The organism is Pseudomonas sp. Z5-35 (assembly GCF_051131945.1).
In the GTDB taxonomy this organism is placed as follows: Bacteria; Pseudomonadota; Gammaproteobacteria; order Pseudomonadales; family Pseudomonadaceae; genus Aquipseudomonas; species Aquipseudomonas marvdashtae.
Window position 1 is genome coordinate 463,904 of sequence record NZ_CP071640.1, and the last position, 24,800, is coordinate 488,703.

A 24,800-nucleotide genomic window follows, 5' to 3' on the forward strand; every position below is an offset into this window, starting at 1 on the left:
GCCCTCCACACGGTTCTACCGGTCTTGTGGGAGCGGGCTTGCCTGCGATAGCGCTGGCCCAGACGACGCTGCCCTAGTGGTTCAACCCGATCAGAGAACCCCATGCCCCAACCGCGTCCCTACAAAGTTGCACTCAACGGCTACGGCCGCATTGGTCGTTGCGTCTTGCGTGCGTTGTTCGAGCGAGGGGCCTCGGCCGGTTTCGAAATCGTGGCGATCAATGATCTGGCTGACATGGCCAGCATCGAATACCTGACACGCTTTGACTCCACCCACGGCCGGTTCCCCGGCGAAGTGCGGGTCGAGGGCGATTGTCTGCATATCAATGGCGATTGCGTGAAAGTCCTGCGCAGCGCCACTCCTGAAGGCATTGATTGGGCGTCCCTGGGCGTTGATCTAGTGCTTGAATGCTCCGGTGCCTACAACACCCGCGACGATGGCCAGCGTTTCCTCGCAGCTGGCGCGCCACGGGTGCTGTTCTCCCAGCCGATGGCCAGCGAAGCGGATGTCGATGCCACCATCGTCTACGGGGTGAACCAGGATTGCCTGACCGGCGAAGAGCTGCTGGTGTCCAACGCGTCCTGCACCACCAACTGCGGCGTGCCGCTGTTGCGCCTGCTGGACCAGGCCATTGGCTTGGAGTACGTGTCGATTACCACTATTCACTCGGCGATGAACGACCAGCCGGTGATCGACGCTTATCATCATGAGGATTTGCGTCGTACCCGTTCGGCCTTTCAGTCGGTGATCCCGGTGTCCACTGGTCTGGCGCGCGGCATCGAACGGCTGTTGCCGGAACTTGCGGGACGAATTCAGGCCAAAGCCGTGCGGGTGCCGACGGTCAACGTGTCCTGCCTCGACATTACGATGCAGACCGTGAGCGATACCGACGCCACCGAGGTCAACCGGATCCTGCGCGAAGCCGCCACCAGCGGCCCGCTCAAAGGCCTCCTGGCCTACACCGAGTTGCCTCATGCCAGTTGTGATTTCAACCACGACCCACATTCGGCCATCGTCGATGCCAGCCAGACCCGTGTTTCCGGGCCCAGGCTTGTGAACATCCTGGCCTGGTTCGACAACGAGTGGGGTTTTGCCAATCGAATGCTGGACGTTGCCGAGCATTACCTGCAAATAGCTTCCAATAAACCTGCTCTCTAAACAGTTACCCAGGAATTGCGACCCATGACCGTGTTGAAGATGTCCGACCTCGATCTGCAAGGTAAGCGCGTACTGATCCGCGAAGACCTCAACGTCCCCGTCAAGGACGGTGTTGTCACCAGCGACGCGCGTATCCTGGCCTCGCTGCCGACCATCAAGCTGGCCCTGGAAAAAGGCGCGGCCGTGATGGTCTGCTCCCACCTGGGCCGCCCGACCGAGGGAGAGTTCTCAGCCGAAAACAGCCTCAAGCCCGTCGCTGACTACCTGAGCAAGGCCCTGGGCCGCGACGTGCCGCTGGTGGCCGATTACCTGGGCGGCGTCGACGTGAAGGCCGGCGACGTCGTGCTGTTCGAAAACGTGCGCTTCAACAAGGGCGAGAAAAAGAACGCTGATGAGCTGGCCCAGCAATACGCCGCCCTGTGCGACGTGTTCGTGATGGACGCGTTCGGCACCGCTCACCGTGCCGAGGGCTCGACCCATGGCGTGGCGAAATTCGCCAAAATCGCCGCTGCCGGCCCGCTGCTGGCGGCCGAACTGGACGCACTGGGCAAGGCCCTGGGCTCTCCGGCCCAACCGATGGCTGCTATCGTTGCCGGCTCCAAGGTTTCCACCAAGCTGGACGTGCTCAACAGCCTGAGCCAGGTCTGCAACCAGTTGATCGTCGGCGGCGGCATCGCCAACACTTTCCTCGCCGCCGCCGGTCACCCAGTCGGCAAGTCACTGTACGAACCGGACCTGTTGGACACCGCCCGTGAAATCGCCGGCAAGGTCAGCGTGCCGCTGCCGGTGGACGTGGTCGTCGCCAAGGAGTTCGCCGAGAGCGCCACCGCCACCGTCAAGCTGATCGCCGACGTGGCCGAGGACGACATGATCCTCGACATCGGCCCACAAACCGCCGCCAACTTTGCCGAACTGCTGAAATCTTCCAAGACTATCCTGTGGAACGGTCCGGTCGGTGTGTTCGAGTTCGACCAGTTCGGCAACGGCACCAAGGTGCTGGCTCAGGCCATCGCCGAAAGCAACGCGTTCTCCATCGCCGGCGGCGGAGACACCCTGGCGGCCATCGATAAATATGGCGTGGCCGAGCAGATCTCCTACATTTCTACCGGTGGCGGCGCGTTCCTCGAGTTCGTCGAAGGCAAAGTGCTGCCGGCCGTGGAAGTCCTGGAAAGCCGGGCCAAGGCCTGAGGCAGCGTTGACCAGGCAAAGGAGTGTTCCGATGGTCAAGACGTTCATGACGCTGATGGCCGCGACATTGCTGGCGGCCTGCGCGAGCAGCCCGAAAGCCACGGCGCCCGATACCGCGGCGCCAACGCCCGAGGATGGCTGCTACCAGGCTGACTGGCAGGCCGAGACCAACCCGGTGCTGAACAAGCGATCCGGCCCGGACGGCCTGGATAAATACGAGACGCAAGCGCCGGTCAAGGAACATGGTTGCCCTTGACGGGTCAGACTCTTTAACTCAGGGCGGGCGGCGCGGGCCGTCAGCCGAGGAACACGGATGAAAGGCTTTATCGCCGTTGTGGCATTGGCGTTGTTGGCCGGTTGCTCGCAACTGGGTTTTTTCCAGTCGTCCGAGCCTGCCGTAGAGGGCTGGACGAGCTGGACGTGTGACAGCGAGGCCAAGGTGCTCTGGCGTTATGCCGATGCTGCTCACAAGGAAGTCGACGTACGCCTGGGAGGCGCCGAGAAGGTCTATCACCTCAAGCTGGAACCGGGCGCTGAAGGTTCGCTGTACAGTGATGACATGCTGGCGTTTCACGTAAAAGGCGAGGAAGGCCTGGCGTATTGGGTCGCCACCAATGACTTGATTGGGCGTGGCTGCAAGGCTCAATAAGCTGATTCCAAGCTTTGGGCCCGCGCTACGATTCTTGCAACACCGAACACGCAGGCCGGGTTTCCCGACCTCGCAATGACTTGAATAGCCGCCGCCGCTCCGGCAGGCTGGCACGATTAACGACCCTCGACCGGGAGAGACACACACAATGGCACTTATCAGCATGCGTCAGATGCTGGACCACGCAGCCGAGTTCGGCTACGGCGTCCCAGCCTTTAACGTCAACAACCTTGAGCAGATGCGCGCCATCATGGAAGCCGCTGACAAGACTGACTCCCCGGTGATCGTCCAGGCTTCGGCCGGTGCCCGCAAATACGCCGGCGCGCCGTTCCTGCGTCACTTGATCCTGGCGGCAATCGAAGAATTCCCGCACATCCCGGTGTGCATGCACCAGGACCACGGCACCAGCCCTGACGTCTGTCAGCGCTCCATCCAACTGGGCTTCAGCTCGGTGATGATGGACGGTTCCCTGGGCGAAGACGGCAAGACCCCGACCGACTACGAATACAACGTGCGCGTCACCCAGCAGACCGTCGCCATGGCCCACGCCTGCGGCGTTTCGGTGGAAGGTGAGCTGGGTTGCCTCGGCTCCCTGGAAACCGGCATGGCTGGCGAAGAAGACGGCATCGGCGCCGAAGGCGTGCTAGATCACAGCCAGATGCTGACCGATCCGGAAGAAGCCGCCGACTTCGTCAAGAAAACCCAGGTCGACGCCCTGGCCATCGCCATCGGCACCAGCCACGGCGCCTACAAGTTCACCAAGCCGCCGACCGGCGACGTCCTGGCCATCGACCGCATCAAGGAAATCCACAAGCGCATCCCTAACACCCACTTGGTGATGCACGGCTCGTCCTCGGTGCCGCAGGAGTGGCTGGCGATCATCAACCAGTACGGCGGCGACATCAAGGAAACCTACGGCGTGCCGGTTGAGGAAATCGTCGAGGGCATCAAGTACGGCGTGCGCAAGGTCAACATCGACACCGACCTGCGTTTGGCTTCTACCGGTGCCATGCGTCGCTTGATGGCGACCAACCCGAGCGAGTTTGACCCGCGTAAGTTCTTCGGTGCGACCGTGACGGCGATGCGTGATGTGTGCATTGCGCGTTATGAGGCGTTTGGTACGGCGGGGAATGCTTCGAAGATCAAGCCGATCTCGTTGGAAGCGATGTATCAGCGGTATTTGAAGGGCGAGTTGAACGCTAAGGTTAATTGATGGTTTAGCGTTGTTGAAAAACCCGCAGTGATGCGGGTTTTTTATGTTTGGGATTTGGGTATATATCCGTTACCGCAGTAATAGATATGCACACAGAACTTGATAGCGCTGTGTCAGCCAGCATCCCTGTCAATGACCCACCGCTATCGCGAGCAAGCTCGCCCCCACTGAGGATCGTCTCCCACCGCGAGGGCTTTATTGGTCTTCGAGGACATGTTGTTCAATGACACCGAACACGTCGGTGACATCCTGGACCAGAATCCGAGCGACATTGGCGAGGGTGTTGAAGTCACCGGCAGCCGAATCGCGCAGGGTGGCGCAGGCCATGAGCGTCAAGTAGTCGAGAGTCGCGTGCAGGCGCTCGCTGGCGCAGGCGTGAAGCTCGGTCAGTGGGGCGGTTTTATCGATGAACAGGACGGGGTGGGTGGTGGCGATCGGCGTGAGCGGAGTGAAGCGGCTGAGCAATTGTTCGGCTTTCATGACAAACCTCTAACTCAAGAAAAAGTATTTGCCACCGTTCGCTGCGAAACAAATTGGGTGGCAGCCATGTGCGGGTTCGCAGACCGAGGAGTTAGAAGCCCGGCAGACCCGAAGATCTCCCACACACAGCCGCCATGAAAAGCCGACGTCGGCAGGAGAGGCCTATGTCGATTTCTGACGGTCGTGATTCTAACTCACACGGGCTGCGAAACCCTCGTCCACTGACCAAAGCCAGCAGACCCGCCGAACTATAGAGGAAATTTTCGAGGCCAAAATCGACCCTGTAGGACGCACCGCCCCTGTGGCGAGGGAGCTTGCTCCCGCTCGGGGGCGCAGCCCCCGTAAAACGGTGCATGCGGTAGGTCTGGCGAGAAGAGGGGCCGGTTCGCAGCCCAGCGGGGATAAATCCTCTCGCCACAAGAGGGTGTTTTCCTACGAGATTTTCGGAAGTGAAATCTCAGGTGTTGTGATCGATGTCCAACTTGCTGAACGTCACCTTGCCGCCTTCACTGGTATAGCCACTGTTGTCCTGCACATACACCCCAGCCTTGAAGTACAGCGGCTTGACCCGCCAGGCGCCGCCGACCGTGGTGTACCAGCTATTACCCGCAGCGGTGATGCCCAGGTCGCCGGTGCGATCAAGGTGTATCCGATAAGAAAAGGCCCGGTCAAGCTTCACGCCTGTCGCCACCGTGATGACCCGGCTTTTGCTGTCATCGGGGCGCATGCGCACCTTGGCGACGATGTTGCCGGTGTTGGTGGCGTCCTTGAACTGGTATTCCAGCTTCACCATCGGTTTGTTGCTGTCCTTGGCATGGATCTGACCAATGACAATCTTGCCGCTGCTGGGAACCTGATTGACCACCAGCGTCGCGCGCAATTGATTGTCGGCCTCGGGGTACAGCCAGTTGCGCAGGGTGCCGTCTCTGTAGGTTTCGCGCAATTCGCTGCGCGGATAGATCGCATTTTCAGTCTTGGAACCGGTGACGGGTGACCAGAAATAGACCGTGCTGCCTTCGGAGTTGAAATACTTGTCCCTGAACCCGTTCACCAATCGAGGTGTTTCGATGGTCTTCGGCGGGCTGCCTTCGGGGATGCTCAGGTTCCAGGTTGCAAGGTCGACCATGTTCGGATCCTTTCTGAGAAGAAGAAATGATTTACGCCACAGCCTGAGGCTCTAAGACGCGCTTTCTGCGGACGCCGGCAGGCGCGCGGACAAACATTTGGCACGTTCGTTCGGCGGAGGATTGGCGTCAGCAGTCCGTCAGAGTAGGGATTACCGATTTTGTGCCGCAGATAATTGACCGTTGGTCGGTAGCGTCAAATTTTTATTGAACGATGGCTTTTTGGCGGTGCCCTTGCAACGTTGATCGAAGGGGAGCGAGTCGGCTGCGGGCAAGCAGCGATCCATGCTGCTGCTCGGGGGGCGAGCTTAGAGGTTGTGATCGATATCCAGCAGGCTGAAGGTCGCTTTCCCGCCTTCAGTGGCGTAGCCGGTGTTGTCCTGCACGTAGACACCTGCCTTGAAGTACAGCGGCTTGTTGCTCCAGGTGCTGTTGACTGTGCCACTCCACTGATAACCGGCACCGCTGATGGTCAAGAGACCTGCACGGTTGAGGTGGATAAGGTACGAGAACGGCTGGTTGAGCTTGATGCCCGTGGCAATGGTAATGACCTGGCCCGCTGCATCATCAGGGCGCATGCGCACCTTGGCGACGATGTTGCCGGTGGAACTGTAGGTCTTGTACTGGTATTCCAGCTTTACCATGGGACTGGTGCTGTCCTTGGCGTGGATCTGGCCAATCACCAGCTTGCCGGTGCTCGGCACCTGGCCGACGGTCAGGGTGGCGGCCAGCTTGTTATCCGCAGCCGGGTATAACCAGTTGCGCAACGTGCCGTCGCTGTTGGTTTCGCGCAGCTCGCTGCGAGGGTAAATGGCGTTGGCCGTCGTGGCGCCCGTGACGGGGACCCAGAAAAACACGGTGCCGGTTTCAGCGTTGAAGTACTGGTTCTTGAAACCTTGTACCAGTTGCGAGGTTTGGATGGTCGCCGGTGGTGCGCCTTCAGGAATGCTCAAGTTCCAGGTTGCGAGATCGATCATGTCTAGGTCCTGCGTATCGGATGTAAGAGTGGGTACGCCGTGTCGGGAGGCTTTAAACCGCCCTTTGAAGCGTGTCGAAACGCTGGAGAGGGGCTTTTTCTTGTTGACCGTTCGGCGAATGTTTGACGTCAATTGTTCGTCGAATGGGTCATTGCAGTTTCTGTGCCTGAGAAGGGTGACCGTTAGTCGGCTATTTCGGGCTTTGCCTGGATGATGGCGTGTTGACATCTACTGCTTTTCAGAAAGCCGGTCTAGAGTGAGATCACTGTATTTTGTCCGCCTTGCTCTATAAGGCAGGCATGGCGTCCGATAAGAGAAGCAGCATGGAATGCGCGCAACCCCCGTTTGGCGAAGACAGCTCTGTCCTGTTAATTGTTGATGATTACCCTGAAAACCTGCTCAGCATGCGAGCGTTGTTGCAGCGCCCGGATTGGCAGGTCATGACCGCAGCCTCCGGGGTCGAGGCCTTGAACCTGCTGCTTGAGCATGACATCGACCTGGTGCTGCTGGATGTGCAGATGCCGGACATGGACGGCTTCGAGGTGGCGCGCCTGATGCGCGGCAGCCAGCGAACGCGGCTTACGCCGATTATTTTCCTGACGGCCAATGAGCAATCCCAGGACGCGGTCATCAAGGGCTACGCCAATGGCGCGGTGGATTACCTGTTCAAGCCGTTCGACCCGCAAATCCTCAAGCCCAAGGTTCATGCCTTGCTGGAGCACCAGCGCAACCGCCGGGCCTTGCAGCGCCTGAGCCAGGATCTGGAAGCCGCCCGGGCCTTCAACGCCTCGGTACTGGACAACGCCGCCGAAGGCATCCTGGTGGTGGATGAGAGCGGGTGCATCCGTTTCGCCAACCCTTCCACGTGCCGTTTGCTCAACGCCACCGCCGACCTGTTGCAAGGAAGGGCGTTCTTGGATTTCCTGCAAAAACCCCACATTCCCGATTGGGTGGGTTCGCAGATCCATACGGCTTATCAGCGGGGCGAAACCTGGCGCCTGCACGACGCCGTGTTGCGCACCGCGCCCGGCCAGCAAGTGTCGGTGGCCTTGTCTTGCGCGCCGCTGTCTTCGGAACAAAAGGCCATGGTGGTGACGCTCCAAGACATGTCGGTGGTCCGCCATCTACATCAGCAACTCGAATTCCAGGCTGTTACTGACCCGCTGACCGGTTTGCTCAACCGCAGGGGGTTTTATCAGACGGCGGAAAACCTGTTGATGCGCAGCGAACGGTCGGAGAGCAACTGGGTGCTGCTGTACCTGGACCTCGACGGCTTCAAGCGCGTCAATGATTCCCTGGGACACGATGCCGGCGACCGAGTGTTGCGCTGGGTGTCGGAACAATTGAAAGCTTGCCTGCGTCCGTTCGACATCCTGGCGCGACTGGGCGGTGATGAGTTCACGGCCTTGCTGGATCTGGAAGTGCCCGAGCAAGCAGCCAAGATTGCCGAAAAGCTCATCGAGCGCGTCTCGGTCTGCCAGCAGATCGAAGGCATGGACGTGGCGTTGGGCGCCAGTATCGGTATTGCGACCTACCCGGACTGCGGCTCCAATCTGGATGGTTTGTTGCGCGCCTCCGACATTGCCATGTACGAAGCCAAGCGTGCCGGTCGCCAGCAATATCGTTTTTACGACCACGAAATGAACGGTCGAGCCCGTTCACGGTTGATGCTTGAAGAAAGCGTGCGCTCAGCAATCGAGAACCGTGACTTCAATATGGTCTATCAGCCGCAAGTGGACATTCGCGACGGGCGGATCCGCGGGTTCGAGGCGCTGTTGCGCTGGCAGCATCCGAGCGTCGGGGACGTGCCGCCGGGCTTGTTCCTGCCCTTGCTGGAGGAGGCGCGACTGATCAGTCGGCTTGGCAGTTGGATTTACCATCGCAGCGCGGCCCAGCGCAAAGTCTGGGAACGCTTTTTCGCCGATGACCTGGTGCTGGCGGTGAGCCTGAGCAGCACCCAGTTCGGCATGCCCAACCTGGTGACCGAACTGCGTCAGGTTCTGGAGCGCCATGCGTTGAAGCCTCGGCAATTGGAGGTCGAGGTGACCGAGGATGCACTGATGCGCAACCCGGACGAGACCCATAAGCAGTTGCGGCTGTTGCGCCACTTGGGGGTGCGGGTCGCGCTGGACGATTTCGGTTCCGGCCCCTGCTCGCTGACGCATCTGCGCGACTTGGAACTCGATACGCTCAAGCTGGACCGGCATTTGATCGCCCGTTTGCCGGACTCGCCACGGGATGCCGCGCTGGCCGCCTCGGTGATCGATTTATGCATTCATCTAGGCTTGCGGGTGATCGCCGAGGGGGTCGAGACTCAGGCGCAATATCAGTGGCTCAAGGACCATGGCTGCGAATACGTGCAGGGCTTCCTCGTCGCGCGGCCCTTGATGGCCGAGGACACCGATGCCTTTGCCCGGCCGTTCGACTGGAGCGCGGTGCAGGCCTGAATTCGCTACACTGGCGGCCTCATTGATTGTGTTGCCGTCCGATGACCGTGCTCAAATACCTCCAGGCGTACCCCACCGCCCTGCAAGCCCAGGTGCAACAATTGATTGCCCAGGATCGACTGGATGAATACCTGCGCGAGCGTTATCCCGGCCGCCATCCGATCCAGAGCGACAAGGCGTTGTACGGTTACGCGCTGGACCTCAAGCAGCAGTACCTGCGTAACGCCCCGGCAATCGACAAGGTGCTGTTCGACAATCGCCTCGACTTGACTCATCGCGCACTTGGCTTGCACATGGCGGTGTCGCGAGTGCAGGGCGGCAAGCTCAAGGCCAAGAAGGAAATTCGTATTGCTTCGCTGTTCAAGGACGCGGCGCCTGAATTCCTGAAGATGATCGTGGTGCACGAGTTGGCCCACTTCAAGGAGTCGGACCACAACAAGGCCTTCTACCAGCTGTGCGAGCACATGCTGCCGGGCTACCACCAAGTTGAATTCGACTTGCGGGTTTACCTCACCTGGCGGGATCTGCAACAAGACAAGGAATGACCGTATGGACGTCAGCAAGACCAAGAGCAGCTTCTACCGCCGCTTGTATGTGGCGTACCTGATCGACAGCGACACGGCCAGTAACATTCCCGCCCTCACCGAGTCCACCGGCATGCCCAGGCGCACCGCCCAGGATACTGTCGCGGCACTGGCTGACCTGGATATCACTTGCGAATTCGAGCAAGAGCAGGGCGCCCGGAACCATGCCGGGCGTTACCGGATTCGCGATTGGGGCGCTATTGATCGGCGGTGGATCGAGCAGAATCTGGATCGGATCAAAGCGGTGCTGGAGTATCCCTGAGGAATTGGCGGATGGCAGCGTTGGCGCCTTCGCGAGCCTTAAGGTCGATGCATGCCGATGTGTGGAATCCCATCTTCCAGGTACTCGACACCTACCGCTTCAAACCCATACCGCCGGTAATACCCTTGCAGATGCGCCTGGGCCGACAATGAGATCGACGTCCCAGGCCAGTGCCTTTCGGCCTGCTTGAGGGCCTGCTCCATCAGTATGTGCCCCAGCCCCTGACCTCGGGCGTTGGGCGCGATGACGACCCGGCCAATCACCACATCGCTGTTCTGCGAATGGGGATCGAGCAAGCGAAGGTAGGCCACCAAGTGATTGTCCTGCCATGCCATCAAGTGGCACGTATCACCCTCCAGATCCAGTCCGTCGACGTCCGGGTAGGCGCAGTTCTGTTCGACGACGAACACATCGGCACGCAGTTTCAGAATGGCGTAGAGCTGTTCCTTACTCAGGTCACTGTGATGTTTGCAGACCCATTCGATTTCCATTTTTGAATTTCCTTGAGAACTTGATGCCGATATTAGGCGCCCTGGCCTTGGATGTCTTTCTGCGGTTTGTCGGAAAATCTGTGACAAAGGCCAAAATGCCATCATCGATGTGTCGCGACCTTGTCTTCTTTGTGTAATCTTCAATCCAGCACTGCGCAGCGGCTTCGATAAGCTAACGTTAGGACCGGATATCCCAGGATATCCCTTGAGTATCGGGCTAAAAACAAACCGGGCTTTGAACCCGTCAAGGATGTTTGGCATGCCGCGATTGCATCGAGCTGTTGCTTTGGTCGGGTTGCTGTTGCTGAGCCACGACGCCTGCGCGCAAAAGCTGCGCTTGGTCGCCGATGCCTGGCCGCCCTTTACCGACTCGACGCTGGTCAACGGTGGCTTGGCGACCGATATTGTCACCACGGCGCTGGCGCGGGCGGGGTATGCCAGCGACTTCGAGCAGGTGCCCTGGGCCCGGGCAATGCTGGGTATCAGCGAAGGACGCTACGACGTGCTGATCAACGCCTGGTACGCCGAGGAGCGCACCCATGTGGGCCAGTTCTCGGCCGAATACCTGCGCAATCGCGTGCGCTTCATCAAGCGCAAGGACGCGGACATTGACTTCGATAACCTGCAGCAACTGTACGAATTTCCCATCGCGGTGGTACGCGGTTACGCCTATTCCAAAGCGTTCGATGAGGACGGGCAGGTGCAGAAAGTCCCTGTGCACAACTTTGCGATGGGCGTTCGCATGCTGGTCGCCGACCGGGTGAAGCTGACCCTGGAGGATGAATACGTCGCCCGTTATTACCTGAGTCGTGAATCCGCCAAGGTGCGTAATGCCGTGGAATTTCTACCCAAGCCGTTGAGTGAAAACAGCCTGCGTATCCTGGTCAGCCTGAAGAATCCCGAGCATGCGCAGATCGTTGCCGGGTTCGATCGGGAGATCGCGGCGATGAAAGCGGATGGAAGTTATCAGAAGTTATTGAAGGCGCACGGGATGTAGGGGTAAGAGCAGCTTCAAGCTTCAAGCTTCGAGCTGCAAGCAGGGCGCCACCAGCTTGACTTGCAGCTTGAGGCTTGAAGCTCGCCCCGTCAGGCCTTCATCAGGTGCGCTGCCAGTGTGCGCAAAGGTCCCAGTTGGCGGCAGATCAAACCCAGTTGTGTCTGCACCAGCCGCTGGCCCTCGTCGATTTCATCGGGCATCTGCTCCAGCTCACTGGCGAGGGCTTCTTCTTCGTCGCTCTGGATGGCAATCGGTTGCTTGCTCGCCAAGCCCTGGGCGATTTCATCGATGCTCGTCGCCAGCTTCACGCCCGCGCCGTTGATCAGTTGCTCGCGAACCTCCGCCGGTAACTCGGTGCCCCGGTGGGCGCCCAACCCCGACAGGTAGCTGAGCAGGGTGTGGGACAGCACCAGGAAGCGGAACCCCACATCGGCTTCCTTCCGGAAATGCCCCGGCTCCATCAACATGTTCGCCAGCGTGGTCGATAGCGCCGCGTCGGCGTTGTGGGCGTTGCGTCGGGCCAGGCGATAGGCCAGGTCGTCGCTTTTGCCCGCCGCGTACTGCTGCATGATCTGGCGCAGGTAGATGCTGTTGCAGGTCAGCGTGTTGGCCAGCACCTTGTTCAGCCGCCGGCCCTGCCAGTCCGGCAGGAACAGGAACACTGCCAGCCCGGCGATCAGACTGCCAAGCAAGGTATCGAACAGCCTTGGCAGCAGCAGCCCGTAGCCGTCTCCGACCTGGTTGAAGCAGAACAGCACCATGATGGTGATCGCCGCTGTCGCCAGGGTGTAGCGCGTGGTGCGGTTGGTAAAGAACACCACCCCGGCGGCAATGGCGAAGCATGACTGCACCAGCGGGGTGGGAAACAGGTCGAACAACGCCCAGGCCACCGTCAGGCCGATGGCGGTGCCGATGATCCGCTGGCCGAGCTTGCGCCGGGTGGCGCCGTAGTTGGGTTGGCAGACGAACAAGGTGGTGAGAATGATCCAATAGCCCTGGGATGGGTGGATCAGATGCACCATGGCGTAACCCACGCTCAGGGCCAGGGGCAAGCGCAGGGCATGACGGAACAGCAGCGAGGTGGGCGTCAGTTGAGTGCGCAAGCGCAGCCAGACGTCCTTGAGGTTGCGCGGCGAGCGGTCCAGCAGGCTGCTGTCGGTGGCGTCGGCCAGGGCGTCGGGGTTGCTTGCATCGCTGAGCAATCGGTCCATGGTGCCGAGGTTGACCGACAAGGCCCGCAACGATCGCAGCAAGCCGCGCCAGGCCGGGTTGCTCTGGATGCGCAGATGCTCGAGGGACGCGTGCAAATCGTTCAAGGCTTCGGCGAAGCTGTCGTCGTAGACGAACGGCTGGCGCAGCTGGATCGACTCCGCCAGTGCCTGGCAGGCCTTGCCTTGCTGGCGCAGCAGGCGTTGGCAGCGGAACAGCACGTCACTGTGGAAAAAAGCTTCGGCCAGCGCGTTGTAGGGGTAGTGGGAAGAACTGGCGCGTTCATGGATGTCCTGGGCGAGGAAGTACAGCTTGAGGTAGCGGCTGACTTTCGAGCCCGGCCGGCCATTACCGACGCGATGCAGGATGATTTCCTTGGCGTTATTGAGCGCGGCGACCACGCGGCCATTCTGTTGGGCCAGTTCCAGGCGGCGGGCTTCGATATCCAGGTGACGGATCGGCTCAAGCAGCGATGACTTGAGTTTCAGGTAGCGTCCCAGCTCGCGGAACAACCGCGCCAGGCTCTGCTGCACCGGCTGGTTGGAAAACAACGCATGCCACAGCACCGAGAGCAGGCCATACCATGCGGCGCCGGCCACCAGCAGCAAGGGCTCATGCCAGAAATCGGTGACCGCGCCGCCGCGCTGATCCACGCCGATCATCGTATAGACGGAAAGAATCAGGGTGGCCGAGGCAATTGCGCCATAACGCTCGCCCAAGGCGCCGAGCATGGTCAGGCCAAAAGCCGCCAGGGCCAGGGCGACGATGAACAGGACTGGGTAGGGAAACAGCAACTCCACCGACAGCGCGGCGACAGTGAAACAGACCAATGTCACGGCCAGCGCATTGAGGCGGCCCTGCCAACTGTCGTCGGTCTCGGCCAGGGCGCTGGCGATGATGCCCAGGAACAGCGGGATCAGCAGCGCCATCTTATCCAGATACCAGCACAGCCCCATGCTGCCGGTCAGGGCGATGAACACCCGCACGCTATAACTGAATTTGTCCAACGCCCAGAGGCGACGCAAGGATTGGCTAAACGAGGTCGATGACATGAAGTGCAAGGGCCTGACGGACAATGACGCTAAATTGAGGCAGTAATGACGCCGATGCAATGGCGACGATCACTTGCGACAGCAAAAAGTGTTCCCGGAGGCAATGACGCACCTCGCCACAGAGGCAGGCTCAACACAGGTGGGATCAGACGTACTGCGCCGCCGCATAGCCGGAAGCCCAGGCCCATTGGAAATTGAATCCGCCCAGATGGCCGGTGACGTCCAGCACTTCACCAATGAAATACAGCCCTGGGCTTTTGAGCGATTCCATGGTCTTGGACGAGACTTCCCGCGTGTCGACGCCGCCCAAGGTGACTTCGGCGGTGCGATAGCCTTCGGTGCCGGCAGGGATCACGTTCCAGCTCGCCAGTTTCTCTGCGATGTCGGCCAGCTCCGAGTGGGTGTATTGCTTCATCGGTTTGGAGACGAACCAGGTATCGGCCAGCAGGTTGGCCATTTTTTTGGTGAACAGCTCGCTGAGCAGCGTCTTGAGTTCGCTGTTGGGGCGCTCGGCCTGTTGCTGTTGCAGCCATTGCGGCACGTCGTGGTCAGGCAGCAGGTTGATTTGCACCGTGTCGCCCGGCTCCCAGAACGACGAAATCTGCAAGATCGCTGGGCCGCTCAGGCCGCGATGGGTGAACAGGATGTTCTCGCGAAAACTCTGCTCGTTGCAGCTGACCAGGCAATCCACCGACGTGCCGGAAAGCTCGGTGCAAAGGGCCTTGAGCTGATCGGTGATGGTGAACGGCACCAGCCCGGCGCGGGTCGGCAGCAGCTCATGGCCAAACTGTTTCGCTACCTGATAACCGAAACCGGTGGCGCCCAGGGTTGGGATGGACAGCCCGCCGGTGGCAATCACCAGGGATGGGCAGCTGATGGTTCCAAGGGTGGTTTGCAACAAATAGCCGCTTTCGGCTTTTTCGATCTGTTGGACTGAGGTGTCCAGGTGCAAGCTCACGCCGGCCTGGCCACACTCGTCCAGCAGCATTGCGAGGATGTCGCTGGATTTGTTATCGCAGAACAACTGGCCGAGTTTTTTCTCGTGGTAGGGCACGCCGTGCTTGGCCACCAGTGCGATGAAATCCCACTGGGTGTAGCGGGCCAGGGCTGATTTGCAGAAATGCGGGTTCTGCGAGAGAAAATTGCCAGGCTCGGTGTACATGTTGGTGAAATTGCAGCGCCCACCGCCCGACATGAGGATTTTCTTGCCGGCCTTGTTGGCGTGGTCCAGCAACATCACCTGCCGCCCGCGCCCGGCGGCGGTCAGCGCGCACATCAACCCTGCGGCGCCAGCGCCAATGATCACGACTTCGGTAGAGCGCAAAACGGTGTCCTCACATTCAGATGAGTATGGAGCTTTTGTGGCGAGGGAGCTTGCTCCCGCTGGGCTGCGAGCAGCCCCGAACTGACGACACGGTGCACCTGGAATATCGCATCGCCTGGATTACGACTGCTGCGCAGCCGAGCGGGAGCAAGCTCCCTCGCCACAGGGTGAATCAACGGCAATCAGAGAATCCGCACCCGCAACGAGCGGCCCTTGATCTTGCCATCGTTCAGCCGCTGCAGCGCCTGTTTGGCGATCCCGCGTTCCACTGCCACGTAGGCCTGGAAATCGAAAATCGCGATCTTGCCGACCTGGGCGCCGGGAATGCCGGCGTCGCCGGTCAGGGCGCCGAGGATGTCGCCGGGGCGGACCTTGTCCTTGCGCCCGGCGCCGATGCACAGGGTGCTCATCGCTGGCAGCAACGGGGCGCCGCCCTGGGACTTGAGGTTGTCCAGTTGGTCCCAGCTCAGCGGAGATTTCTGCAACTGCTCGATGGCCTGGGCGCGGTGGGCTTCGGACGGCGCCACCAAGCTGATGGCGATGCCTTTCTCACCGGCGCGGCCAGTGCGGCCGACGCGGTGGATATGGATCTCCGAGTCCCGGGCCAGTTCGACGTTGATCACCATGTCCAGCGCGTCGATGTCCAGGCCGCGTGCGGCCACGTCGGTGGCGACCAGCACCGAGGTGCTGCGGTTGGCGAACATCGCCAGCACCTGGTCACGGTCGCGCTGTTCCAGGTCGCCGTGCAGGCCGACGGCGGAGATGCCCTTGGACGTCAAGTGGTCAACGGTCTCCTGGACTTGCTGCTTGGTGAAGCAGAAGGCCACGCAGGAGGCTGGACGGAAATGCGCGAGCACCTTGACCACCGCGTCCATGCGCTCCTCCGGGGAGATCTCGTAGAAGCGCTGCTCGATCTGCGCGTCGGAGTGGAACGCCTCGGCCTTCACTTGCTGCGGGTTGCGCATGAACTTGGACGACAGTTGCTTGATGCCAACCGGGTAGGTGGCGGAAAACAGCAGGGTCTGGCGACGCTCCGGGGTCTGCTGGATGATGTCTTCGATGGCGTCGTAGAAACCCATATCGAGCATGCGGTCGGCTTCGTCGAGGATCAGCGTGTTCAAGCCATCGAGCACCAGCGAGCCCTTGCGCAGATGCTGCTGGATACGCCCCGGCGTGCCGACAATGATGTGAGCGCCGTGTTCGAGGGAGGCGATCTGGGGGCCGAAGGAGACGCCGCCGCACAAGGTCAGGACCTTGATGTTGTCTTCGGCGCGGGCCAGGCGACGGATTTCCTTGGCGACCTGGTCGGCCAGCTCGCGAGTCGGGCACATCACCAGTGCCTGGCAGCCGAAGAACCGTGGGTTGATCGGGTTCAGCAGGCCGATGCCGAAGGCCGCGGTCTTGCCACTGCCGGTCTTGGCCTGGGCGATCAGGTCCATGCCCTTGAGAATCACCGGCAAGCTTTGCGCCTGGATCGGCGTCATCTGGGCATAACCGAGTGATTCGAGGTTAGCCAGCATGGCGGCGGACAGCGGCAAAGTATTAAAAGCGGTGGCAATGGTGGTCACGGGACTGGCCTGCAAAACAAAATGTCGCGCAGTGTAGCAGCCTCGTGCCACTTTCTTCGAACGTTCTGGACGAGCTGCGGCGCAGTTCCGAAGCGGACAGATTTCCCTGTGGCGATCTGGCTTTATCGAAGCTAGTGCTCGATATGCTCATCCGGCCGCTTCACCCGCCGTCCGTCTTCCCGTGACAACTGGGAGAAAATCGTCGCCGCCAGCATCGCCATGATCCCCACCGTCACGAACGTCAGTTGGAACGCACCCAATACCGTGTCCACGCCATCGTTGCCGACCTGGGCGGTAAAGCCGCCGAGCAAGGCGCCGGCGCAGGCTACGCCGAGGCTCAGGGACAATTGCGCCACCACCGACAGCAAGCTGTTGCCGCTGCTGGCGCTGGCGTCGTCCAGGTCGATCAGCGTCACGGTGTTCATCGCGGTGAATTGCAGCGAGTTGATCGCCCCCAACACCGCCAGTTGCGCCAGCAGCAGCCAGTACGGCGTCTGTTCGCTGACCAGGCCCATGCTCGCCAACATCACGCCCAGCGCCACGGTATTGCCGGTCAAGACGATGCGATAGCCCAGGCGTTCGATCAATGGCCGGGCCACGGACTTGGCTACCATCGCCGCCGCCGCCAGGGGCAACATGCTCATCCCGGCCTGGGACGGCGAATAGCCCAGCGCCACCTGTAGCAACAGCGGCACCAGAAACGGCAGGGCGCCGCTGCCCAGGCGCGCGAACAGGTTGCCGAGAATGCCCACGGCGAAGGTCCGGGTCTTGAACAGTGACGGTGGGAACAGGGCGTTCTCGACATGCCCGGCCCGCAACCAATACGCCGCCAGGCAAGCCATGCCGCCAAACAGCAGCAACATCACCCGCAGGTGCGGCAAGTGCAGTTCACCGAGGCCTTCCATGGCGATGGTGATCAGCACCATCGCCGCGCCGAACAACAGGAACCCCAGCCCATCGAACCGCGTGCGCTCGCTGCCGCGCAGGTCCGGAATGAATTTCCAGACGGCATAGCAGCCGATTACCCCCACCGGCAGGTTGATGATGAAAATCCAGTGCCACGTCAGGTACTCGACCATCCAGCCACCCATGGTCGGGCCGATCAGCGGGCCGAGCAGGCCGGGGATGGTGATGAAACCCATGATCCGCACCAGCTCCGAACGCGGGTACGCCCGTAGAACTACCAGCCTGCCCACCGGCAGCATCAGCGCGCCACCCAGGCCCTGGACGACCCGGGCGCCGATCAGCATGCTCAACGAATTGGACAAGGCGCACAGCAACGAGCCGAAGCTGAACAGCAGGATCGCGCCGAAGAAAATCTTCTTGGTGCCAAAGCGGTCGGCGATCCAGCCCGAGGCCGGGATCAGCAGGGCCACCGTGAGCATGTAGGCGATGATCACGCCTTGCATGCGCAGCGGGTTCTCCGCCAGGTCGCTGGCCATGGCAGGCAGGGCGGTGTTGAGGATGGTCCCGTCCAGGGACTGCATGAAGAAAGCAATCGCCACGACCCACGGAAGCCAGCGGGCGGTGACGGCGTCGAGTGGGGCGCGGTTGGGCATGGGACCTCTTGCATTAAAATTGAACAATTACCTGTGGCAAGGACGCTCTTGTGGCGAGGGAGCTTGCTCCCGCTGGGGGGCGAAGCACCCCCAACCGGCCAACACGGTATGCCTGAAAGATCGCGTCGCCTGGATTACGACTGCTTCGCAGCCGAGCGGGAGCAAGCTCCCTCGCCACAGGAGGGTGAAGCCATCTTCTTGGTGCTACAACGTCAACGTCAAGCGCTTCACCAACGCCCCCGGCAACAACATCGAGGCCGTCGCCCGCTGGCTGTAGGTACTGGCCGAGAGAAGAAGTTCCCGCTCCTGGGTCAGGCCTTCGAGTTGCGAACCGAGCAGGCTGTAGACGCTGTCGTCGAAACGCATGGTGCTGACCGGTGCCTGGATCTGGCCGTTCTCGACCCAAAACGTGGCGAAGCGGGTCATGCCGGTCAGGCGCGCGGCCGGTTGGTCGGAATAATTCAGATACCACAGGTTACTGATGTACAAGCCAGTGCCGAGTTCCTCAAGCACATGCCTTTGCTCCAAGTGACCTTCTTTCATTTCCAGCGCTGTCGGGTATTCGTAGCTGCTGGCGCCGTTGGCGGTGACGCCGTATTCGGCGGCGCTGCGGGAATTGACCAACCGGGCATTGGCCGTGCCCTTGGCAATCAGCGCCAGGTCATCGCGTGGATAGCCTTCGTCGGAAAATGCCGGGCTCAAGGAGCCGCTGACCTGCTCCGTCAGCCACACGTTGGGGCTGAAGTTGGCTTCGTTGGCATAGAACTTCTGCAGCGGGCTTTGCTTGCTGGCGATTGCCCGCGCCGAGAACCCACCCCAACTGAGCATGCCCATGATTTCCTCCAGCGCAGCCGGCGCCAGGTAGGCGCGGTACTCGCCAGGCGGCAGCGTGCGCAGTGGCCGGCCAAGAAACGTCAATTGTTCGCGGGCTTGCTCGAAGCGCCGGGCGAATTCCTCACTGCTCCATGCGTGTCCGGCATAGCTTGCCTTTACGGCCTGGCCGTTGTCATGAAACAAGCTGAAGTCGAAATTGAAGCTGTTGGCCTGATGCCAGCCAAATGCCCCCGAGGAACTGGCGAAGCCACGGCTGATGGGGCCGGCGGCGTAAAAACCGACCAGGTCCAGGCCTTCGGCGGCGCGGGTGATTTCAGCGACGGCCTGCGCGGTCTCGGGCAGCGAATGATCCTGCACATTGTTGCTCTGCCAGTGATTGTGATTGAGCAGCAGGTAGGGATCGGCTGGCAGCAGAGGCAAGGTGTCGCGCAATTGTTGCAAGCCCTCGGCCAAGCGTTGCAGGTCGGTCTCGGTGTCGCCGGACAAGGTGATCTGCAAGTCGGCATGACGGCCCTCGTCGATCAACTTGAGACTGACGTTGGCCTGCTGCACCTGTCCGGCCTGGCGAACCTTGCCGTGGTTGAAACGCACGAAAGCCGAGGATTCGGCGGCATAGCCCAGGGTGAATTGTTCAGGGCCGTGCAACGCATTGCGCAACCAATCGACCAACGCCTTGAACGCCCCTGACTCATTAGTGACCGTACTCATCAGGCGTCTCCCCCAAACACATCGACATTGCTGAACACACAGGCCGGCGACGCGTGGCCGACGCGGATCACCTGGTTCGGCTCGCCCTTGCCACAGTTTGGCGTGCCCAGGACTTGCGACGTGCTGGAATCGCCCACCGCCTTCAGGCTCTTCCAGAATTGCGCGGAGATGCCTCGGTAGTTGGGGTTCTTCACCACGCCCTTGAGCTCGCCGTTCTCGATCAATTGGCCCCATTCGCAGCCGAACTGGAATTTGTTGCGAGCGTCGTCGATCGACCAGGAGCGGTTGGTCCGCATCAGCACACCGTGCTCGATGCCCTGAATCAATTGCTCCAGGGTCTGGTCGCCGGGCTCGATGTTCAGGTTCGCCATGCGGTCGATGGGCGGCCGATTCCAACCGCAGGCGCGGCTGTTGGCGACACCGTCGAGGCCGGCGCGAAACTGCGACAACGCGCCGCCCAAGGGTCGCAGCAACAGGCCTTCTCGAATCAGGAACTGCTTGCTCGCGGCGGTGCCGTCGTCGTCATGGCTGTAACTGGCCAGTTCTTCGGGAATGTCCGGGTCGAAGGTCACGTTCAGCAGATTGGAGCCGTATTGCAGCTGTCCAAAATCGCTGGTCTTGACGAAGCTGGTGCCGGCGTAATTGCGCTCGTCCCCCAGGATGCGATCCAGTTCCAGCGGATGACCGATGGATTCATGGATCTGCAGCATCATCTGGTCGGGCATGAGCAGCAGGTCGCGCGGCCCTTGCGGGGTGTTCGGCGCCATCAGCAGTTGCAGCGCCTGGCCGGCGATTTTCGGGCCGGCACCGATCAGGCCGCAGCGGCGGATGACATCGAAGCCGCCTTGCTGGCCGAAGTTCTCGCGGCCCAAGGTTCGGGTCTGGCTGTCTTGCCCGTCGAAAGCGGTCACGTCCAAAGCCGGGTAAATGTAACGCTGGGCCTGGCGCAGTTCGGCACTGGCACTGTTGAGGTAGATCTGTTCGACCTGGGTCAGGCCAATGCTCACTTGCCAGTTCACCAGGCGCTCGTCCGCCGGCACTGCCGCCGACTCGTCGCCAAGCAACTGGAAGCAATCGCCCAGTGGAGGGAAGGCCTGGTCGAAATGAGGAGAGAAATAATCGGCGCGGTCGCTGGACACCGATTGCTCGCGCAAGTCGAGCAAGGCGTGGGGCTTGAGCTGGCGGGCCTGTTGCTCGGCCCGTGCCAGCGCCGCTTGCAGACCGGCCTGGGACAAGTCGTTGGTGGCCGCATAAGCCTCGACGCCGTTGACTCGCGCGGTGAGCATCGCGCCTTCGTCGCGGCTCAGGCTGGGCGGTTCGGCGACATTCTTGCGCACCGACAGGTGCTGGCCGGACTCGCGGACATAACGCAAGGAGAAGAACTCGGCGCCCGTGCGCAGCGCAGCAAACCGCTGCTTGAGCTGGGGGTGGAAATCGAACATGGAACCTCCTTGTCTGGAGTGGCGGTGCAGCGAGGTGCGGCGCGTTGACGCGGCGGCTCTAGAGTAGGCCTGGGGCTGGGAGGGATCAAGGCAGAAGGGAACAAAGACGGGGGAGCCTGGATGCCATCGCGAGCAGGCTCGCGATGGCGGTCAAGCATCTTACTGCGCGCCGGGCGCCACTTCACGCAATGGCTTGCCGCGCACCGGCGCATCGCCCGCCACGTAATAAGGTGCGGCACTGCGCGGCAGGGGCTGGCGACCACGGATCTTGTCGGCGATTTTCTCGGCGATCATGATCGTCGGGGCGTTCAGGTTGCCGGTGGTGATGATCGGCATGATCGAAGCATCGACTACGCGCAATCCCTGCATGCCATGCACACGGCCTTCGCCATCCACCACTGCCATGTCGTCGGTGCCCATCTTGCACGAGCAGGACGGATGGAACGCGGTTTCGGCGTGTTCGCGGATGAAATGGTCCAGTTGCTCGTCCGTCTGCACTTCGATGCCCGGACTGATCTCGCGACCACGGAACGGGTCGAGCGCCGGTTGCTGCATGATCTCGCGGGTCAGGCGGATGCCATCGCGAAACTCCTGCCAGTCCTGCTCGGTGGCCATGTAGTTGAAGAGAATGCTCGGGTGCTGGCGCGGGTCTTTGGACTTGGCCTGGATCCGTCCTCGGCTCGGCGAGCGCATGGAGCCCATGTGCGCCTGGAAACCGTGTTCCTTCACACCGTTGCTGCCGTTGTAGTTAATCGCCACCGGTAGGAAATGGTACTGGATGTTCGGCCATTCAAAATCAGGACGGGAGCGGATGAAACCGCCGGCCTCGAACTGGTTGCTGGCGCCGATCCCGGTGCCGTTGAACAGCCATTCGGCACCAATGGCCGGCTGGTTGTACCAGAGCAGCGACGGGTACAGCGAAACCGGCTGGGTGCAGGCGTATTGAAGGTACAGCTCAAGGTGATCCTGCAGGTTTTCACCGACGCCCGGCAGGTCGTGGACCACCGGGATGTCGAGGCTTTCGAGCAATTTTGCCGGACCGACGCCGGAGCGCTGCAGGATCTGCGGCGAGGCGATGGCGCCGGAGCACAGCAGCACTTCCTTGCGCGCCCGGGCTTCGACGCGCTCCTCAGCGGCGCCCACCAGGTAACGCACGCCGACCGCGCGCTTGCCTTCGAACAGGATCTTGTCGGTCAGGGCGTGGGTGACGATGGTCAGTGTGGAGCGCTTCTTGGCGATGTCCAGGTAACCGCGCGCGGTGCTGGCGCGGCGGCCGTTGGGCGTCACGGTGCGGTCCATCGGGCCGAAACCTTCCTGCTGGTAGCCGTTGAGGTCGTCGGTACGCGGGTAACCGGCTTGCACGCCGGCCTCGACCATGGCGTGGAACAGCGGATTGTTGCCAGGCTTTGGCGTGGTCACGCTGACCGGGCCTTCGCCGCCGTGGTAGTCGTTCGGGCCGATGTCGCGGGTTTCGGCTTTACGGAAATATGGCAGGCAATCCAGGTAGGTCCAGTCTTCCAGACCCGGCAGCTTGGCCCAGTTGTCATAGTCCAAGGCGTTGCCGCGGATGTAGCACATGCCATTGATCAGCGAAGAACCGCCCAGGCCCTTGCCGCGACCGCATTCCATGCGGCGGCCGTTCATGTGTGGCTCCGGATCGGTCTCGTAGGCCCAGTTGTAGCGGCGGCCTTGCAGCGGGAATGCCAGGGCGGCGGGCATTTGCGTGCGAAAGTCCAGGCGATAGTCCGGGCCGCCGGCTTCGAGCAGCAGGACGCTCACGCCTTCGTCTTCGGTCAGGCGGGTGGCTAATGTGTTGCCTGCTGAACCGGCGCCCACAATGATGTAGTCGTATTCTGTAGTCATAGGTTCTCCGGGGAGCTGCAAGCTCCAAGCTTCAAGCTGCAAGAAAAAGCAGCGAGCGGTGTATATGAGAGCAACGGCAAACCCGAACTGCTTTTACTCGCAGCTCGAAGCTTTCCGCTCGAAGCTCCTCAGAACACTGAGGCGTAATCGCCCATTTCGACCTGTACCGATTTGATGCGGGTGAAGTTGTTCAGCGAGCTGATGCCGTTCTCCCGGCCCACGCCCGATTGCTTGTAGCCACCGACCGGCATTTCCGCCGCCGATTCGCCCCAGGCGTTGATCCAGCAGATGCCGGCTTCGAGCTGGTGGATCACCCGGTGGGCGCGGTTCAGGTCGCGGGTCACGACGCCGGCGGCCAGGCCGAAGTCGGTGTCGTTGGCGCGGCGGATCACTTCTTCTTCGGTGTCATAGGTGAGGATGCTCATCACCGGGCCGAAGATTTCTTCGCGCACGATGGTCATCTCATCGGTGCAATCGGTGAATACGGTCGGCGCGACGAATGCGCCCTTGGCCAGGTCGCCATCGGTCAAGCGACCGCCGCCGCACAGCAGGCGCGCGCCTTCGGCTTTGCCTTTCTCGATGTAGCCCAGCACGCTTTCCATGTGGGCGAAGCTCACCAGCGGGCCGAAATTGGTGTTTTCGTCTTCCGGATTGCCGATGCGGATGCGCGCCACGCGTTCGGTGATCTTGGCTTCGAAGGCAGCCTTCAGGTGGCTCGGCACGAACACGCGAGTACCGTTGGTGCACACCTGGCCGGAGCTGTAGAAGTTGGCCATCATCGCGGTGTCGGCGGCGCGATCCAGGTCGGCGTCGTCGAAGATGATCAGCGGCGACTTGCCGCCCAGCTCCATCGTCACGTCCTTGAGCGATGAGCTCGACGCGCTGGCCATGACTTTCTTGCCGGTGTCGGTGCCGCCGGTGAAGGAGATTTTCTCGATGCGCGGGTGCTCGGTCAGCCAGGTGCCGACTTCGCGGCCGCTGCCGGTGAGTACGTTGAACACGCCTGCTGGGACGCCGGCTTCGGTGTAGATCTCGGCCAGTTTCAGGGTGGTCAGGGAGGTGACTTCGCTTGGCTTGAAAATCATTGCGTTGCCAGCGGCCAGGGCCGGTGCGGATTTCCACAGGGCGATCTGGATCGGGTAGTTCCACGCGCCGATGCCGGCCACCACGCCCAGGGGCTCGCGGCGGGTGTAGACGAACGACGTGGTGCGCAGCGGAACCTGCTCGCCTTCAATGGCAGGCACCAGGCCAGCGTAGTATTCCAGCACGTCGGCGCCTGTGACGATGTCGACGTATTTGGTTTCGGAGAAGGACTTGCCAGTGTCCAGGGTTTCCAGGGCCGCCAGCTCATCGTTGCGCTCGCGCAGGATGTCCACGGCGCGGCGCAGGATGCGCGAACGCTGCATGGCGGTCATCGCCGCCCAGATTTTCTGGCCCTTTTCGGCGCTGACCACGGCGCGTTCGACATCTTCTTTCGTCGCGCGCTGCACCAGGGCGAGTACTTCACCGTTGGCCGGGTTGATGGCTTCGAAGGTGGCGTCGCCGCTGGCATCGCTGTACGCGCCATCGATGTAGAGTTTTTGCAGTTCGAAACGGGCCATAAAGTCCTCGCAAGTGCATAAGTGGTTGGCTTGGCCACCGGGCGTGTCGTTTATAGCTGACTACGCGGTT

21 protein-coding genes are annotated in these 24,800 nt (G+C 61.3%); 9 read left to right on the forward strand and 12 right to left on the reverse strand.

The window, feature by feature from the left end:
* Positions 1-102: 102 nt before the first annotated feature.
* The 5 genes from epd (at position 103) to fba (ending at position 4,208) form a co-directional block, all read left to right on the forward strand.
* Positions 103-1,158, forward strand: a complete 1,056-nt coding sequence (gene epd, locus J3P95_RS02250) for an erythrose-4-phosphate dehydrogenase (protein ID WP_434578881.1) — start codon at positions 103-105, stop codon at positions 1,156-1,158.
* A 24-nt stretch (positions 1,159-1,182) separates the two neighbouring features.
* The gene (locus J3P95_RS02255; protein WP_434560376.1) at positions 1,183-2,346 is read left to right on the forward strand and encodes a phosphoglycerate kinase; all 1,164 of its coding nucleotides are present in this window, start codon (positions 1,183-1,185) and stop codon (positions 2,344-2,346) included.
* 31 nt (positions 2,347-2,377) lie between these two features.
* Positions 2,378-2,602, forward strand: coding sequence for a hypothetical protein (locus tag J3P95_RS02260; RefSeq protein WP_434560378.1), 225 nt, complete (start codon positions 2,378-2,380; stop codon positions 2,600-2,602).
* Positions 2,603-2,659: 57 nt separating this feature from the next.
* Complete coding sequence (locus J3P95_RS02265; protein ID WP_434560380.1) at positions 2,660-2,995, forward strand: MliC family protein; 336 nt, start codon at positions 2,660-2,662, stop codon at positions 2,993-2,995.
* A gap of 148 nt (positions 2,996-3,143) precedes the next feature.
* Complete coding sequence (fba, locus tag J3P95_RS02270) at positions 3,144-4,208, forward strand: class II fructose-bisphosphate aldolase (protein ID WP_003177554.1); 1,065 nt, start codon at positions 3,144-3,146, stop codon at positions 4,206-4,208.
* Positions 4,209-4,403: 195 nt separating this feature from the next.
* Here the strand turns inward: fba and J3P95_RS02275 are convergent, their stop codons facing one another.
* The 3 genes from J3P95_RS02275 to J3P95_RS02285 all read right to left on the reverse strand — a co-directional run bounded on the left by J3P95_RS02275 (position 4,404) and on the right by J3P95_RS02285 (position 6,789).
* A complete protein-coding gene (locus tag J3P95_RS02275; protein WP_434578878.1) occupies positions 4,404-4,688 on the reverse strand; it encodes a fructose-bisphosphate aldolase in 285 nt (94 codons plus the stop codon).
* Positions 4,689-5,145: 457 nt separating this feature from the next.
* Complete coding sequence (locus J3P95_RS02280; protein ID WP_434560384.1) at positions 5,146-5,814, reverse strand: polysaccharide lyase family 7 protein; 669 nt, start codon at positions 5,812-5,814, stop codon at positions 5,146-5,148.
* A 306-nt stretch (positions 5,815-6,120) separates the two neighbouring features.
* Entirely contained in the window at positions 6,121-6,789 is a 669-nt protein-coding gene (locus J3P95_RS02285) for a polysaccharide lyase family 7 protein (RefSeq protein ID WP_434560386.1), read from the reverse strand.
* Between the two features lie 323 nt (positions 6,790-7,112).
* Here J3P95_RS02285 and J3P95_RS02290 point away from each other — a divergent pair, with 323 nt between their 5' ends.
* Genes J3P95_RS02290 through J3P95_RS02300 form a run of 3 tightly spaced genes read left to right on the forward strand, consistent with a single transcriptional unit; the run spans position 7,113 to position 10,082 of the window.
* On the forward strand, positions 7,113-9,236 hold the full coding sequence (locus tag J3P95_RS02290) for a putative bifunctional diguanylate cyclase/phosphodiesterase (RefSeq protein WP_434578876.1): 2,124 nt from the start codon (positions 7,113-7,115) through the stop codon (positions 9,234-9,236).
* A gap of 41 nt (positions 9,237-9,277) precedes the next feature.
* Positions 9,278-9,781, forward strand: coding sequence for a M48 metallopeptidase family protein (locus J3P95_RS02295; RefSeq protein ID WP_434578874.1), 504 nt, complete (start codon positions 9,278-9,280; stop codon positions 9,779-9,781).
* A 4-nt stretch (positions 9,782-9,785) separates the two neighbouring features.
* Positions 9,786-10,082: a winged helix-turn-helix domain-containing protein gene (locus tag J3P95_RS02300; protein WP_434560392.1), complete on the forward strand. Its 297-nt coding sequence runs from the start codon at positions 9,786-9,788 to the stop codon at positions 10,080-10,082.
* 38 nt (positions 10,083-10,120) lie between these two features.
* Here the strand turns inward: J3P95_RS02300 and J3P95_RS02305 are convergent, their stop codons facing one another.
* Positions 10,121-10,573, reverse strand: a complete 453-nt coding sequence (locus J3P95_RS02305) for a GNAT family N-acetyltransferase (protein ID WP_434560394.1) — start codon at positions 10,571-10,573, stop codon at positions 10,121-10,123.
* Positions 10,574-10,832: 259 nt separating this feature from the next.
* Here J3P95_RS02305 and J3P95_RS02310 point away from each other — a divergent pair, with 259 nt between their 5' ends.
* Positions 10,833-11,570, forward strand: coding sequence for a substrate-binding periplasmic protein (locus J3P95_RS02310; RefSeq protein WP_434578871.1), 738 nt, complete (start codon positions 10,833-10,835; stop codon positions 11,568-11,570).
* A gap of 89 nt (positions 11,571-11,659) precedes the next feature.
* Here J3P95_RS02310 and yccS read toward each other — a convergent pair whose 3' ends face one another.
* From yccS to betB, 8 genes are all read right to left on the reverse strand, one after another.
* Positions 11,660-13,831, reverse strand: a complete 2,172-nt coding sequence (gene yccS, locus J3P95_RS02315) for a YccS family putative transporter (protein ID WP_434560398.1) — start codon at positions 13,829-13,831, stop codon at positions 11,660-11,662.
* Positions 13,832-13,976: 145 nt separating this feature from the next.
* On the reverse strand, positions 13,977-15,155 hold the full coding sequence (locus J3P95_RS02320) for an NAD(P)/FAD-dependent oxidoreductase (RefSeq protein WP_434560400.1): 1,179 nt from the start codon (positions 15,153-15,155) through the stop codon (positions 13,977-13,979).
* 182 nt (positions 15,156-15,337) lie between these two features.
* The gene (gene dbpA, locus J3P95_RS02325) at positions 15,338-16,675 is read right to left on the reverse strand and encodes an ATP-dependent RNA helicase DbpA (protein WP_283557418.1); all 1,338 of its coding nucleotides are present in this window, start codon (positions 16,673-16,675) and stop codon (positions 15,338-15,340) included.
* 179 nt (positions 16,676-16,854) lie between these two features.
* The gene (gene mdtD / locus J3P95_RS02330; RefSeq protein ID WP_434560402.1) at positions 16,855-18,282 is read right to left on the reverse strand and encodes a multidrug transporter subunit MdtD; all 1,428 of its coding nucleotides are present in this window, start codon (positions 18,280-18,282) and stop codon (positions 16,855-16,857) included.
* Positions 18,283-18,486: 204 nt separating this feature from the next.
* Positions 18,487-19,824 (reverse strand): TldD/PmbA family protein, encoded by a 1,338-nt coding sequence (locus J3P95_RS02335; protein ID WP_434578869.1) that lies wholly within the window; start codon positions 19,822-19,824, stop codon positions 18,487-18,489.
* Entirely contained in the window at positions 19,824-21,266 is a 1,443-nt protein-coding gene (locus J3P95_RS02340; protein ID WP_434578868.1) for a TldD/PmbA family protein, read from the reverse strand. The genes J3P95_RS02335 and J3P95_RS02340 overlap by 1 nt, the downstream gene beginning before the upstream one ends.
* A 159-nt stretch (positions 21,267-21,425) precedes the next feature.
* A complete protein-coding gene (gene betA / locus J3P95_RS02345; RefSeq protein WP_434578866.1) occupies positions 21,426-23,129 on the reverse strand; it encodes a choline dehydrogenase in 1,704 nt (567 codons plus the stop codon).
* A gap of 128 nt (positions 23,130-23,257) precedes the next feature.
* Entirely contained in the window at positions 23,258-24,730 is a 1,473-nt protein-coding gene (betB, locus tag J3P95_RS02350) for a betaine-aldehyde dehydrogenase (RefSeq protein WP_434560410.1), read from the reverse strand.
* Between the last annotated feature and the right edge of the window lie 70 nt (positions 24,731-24,800).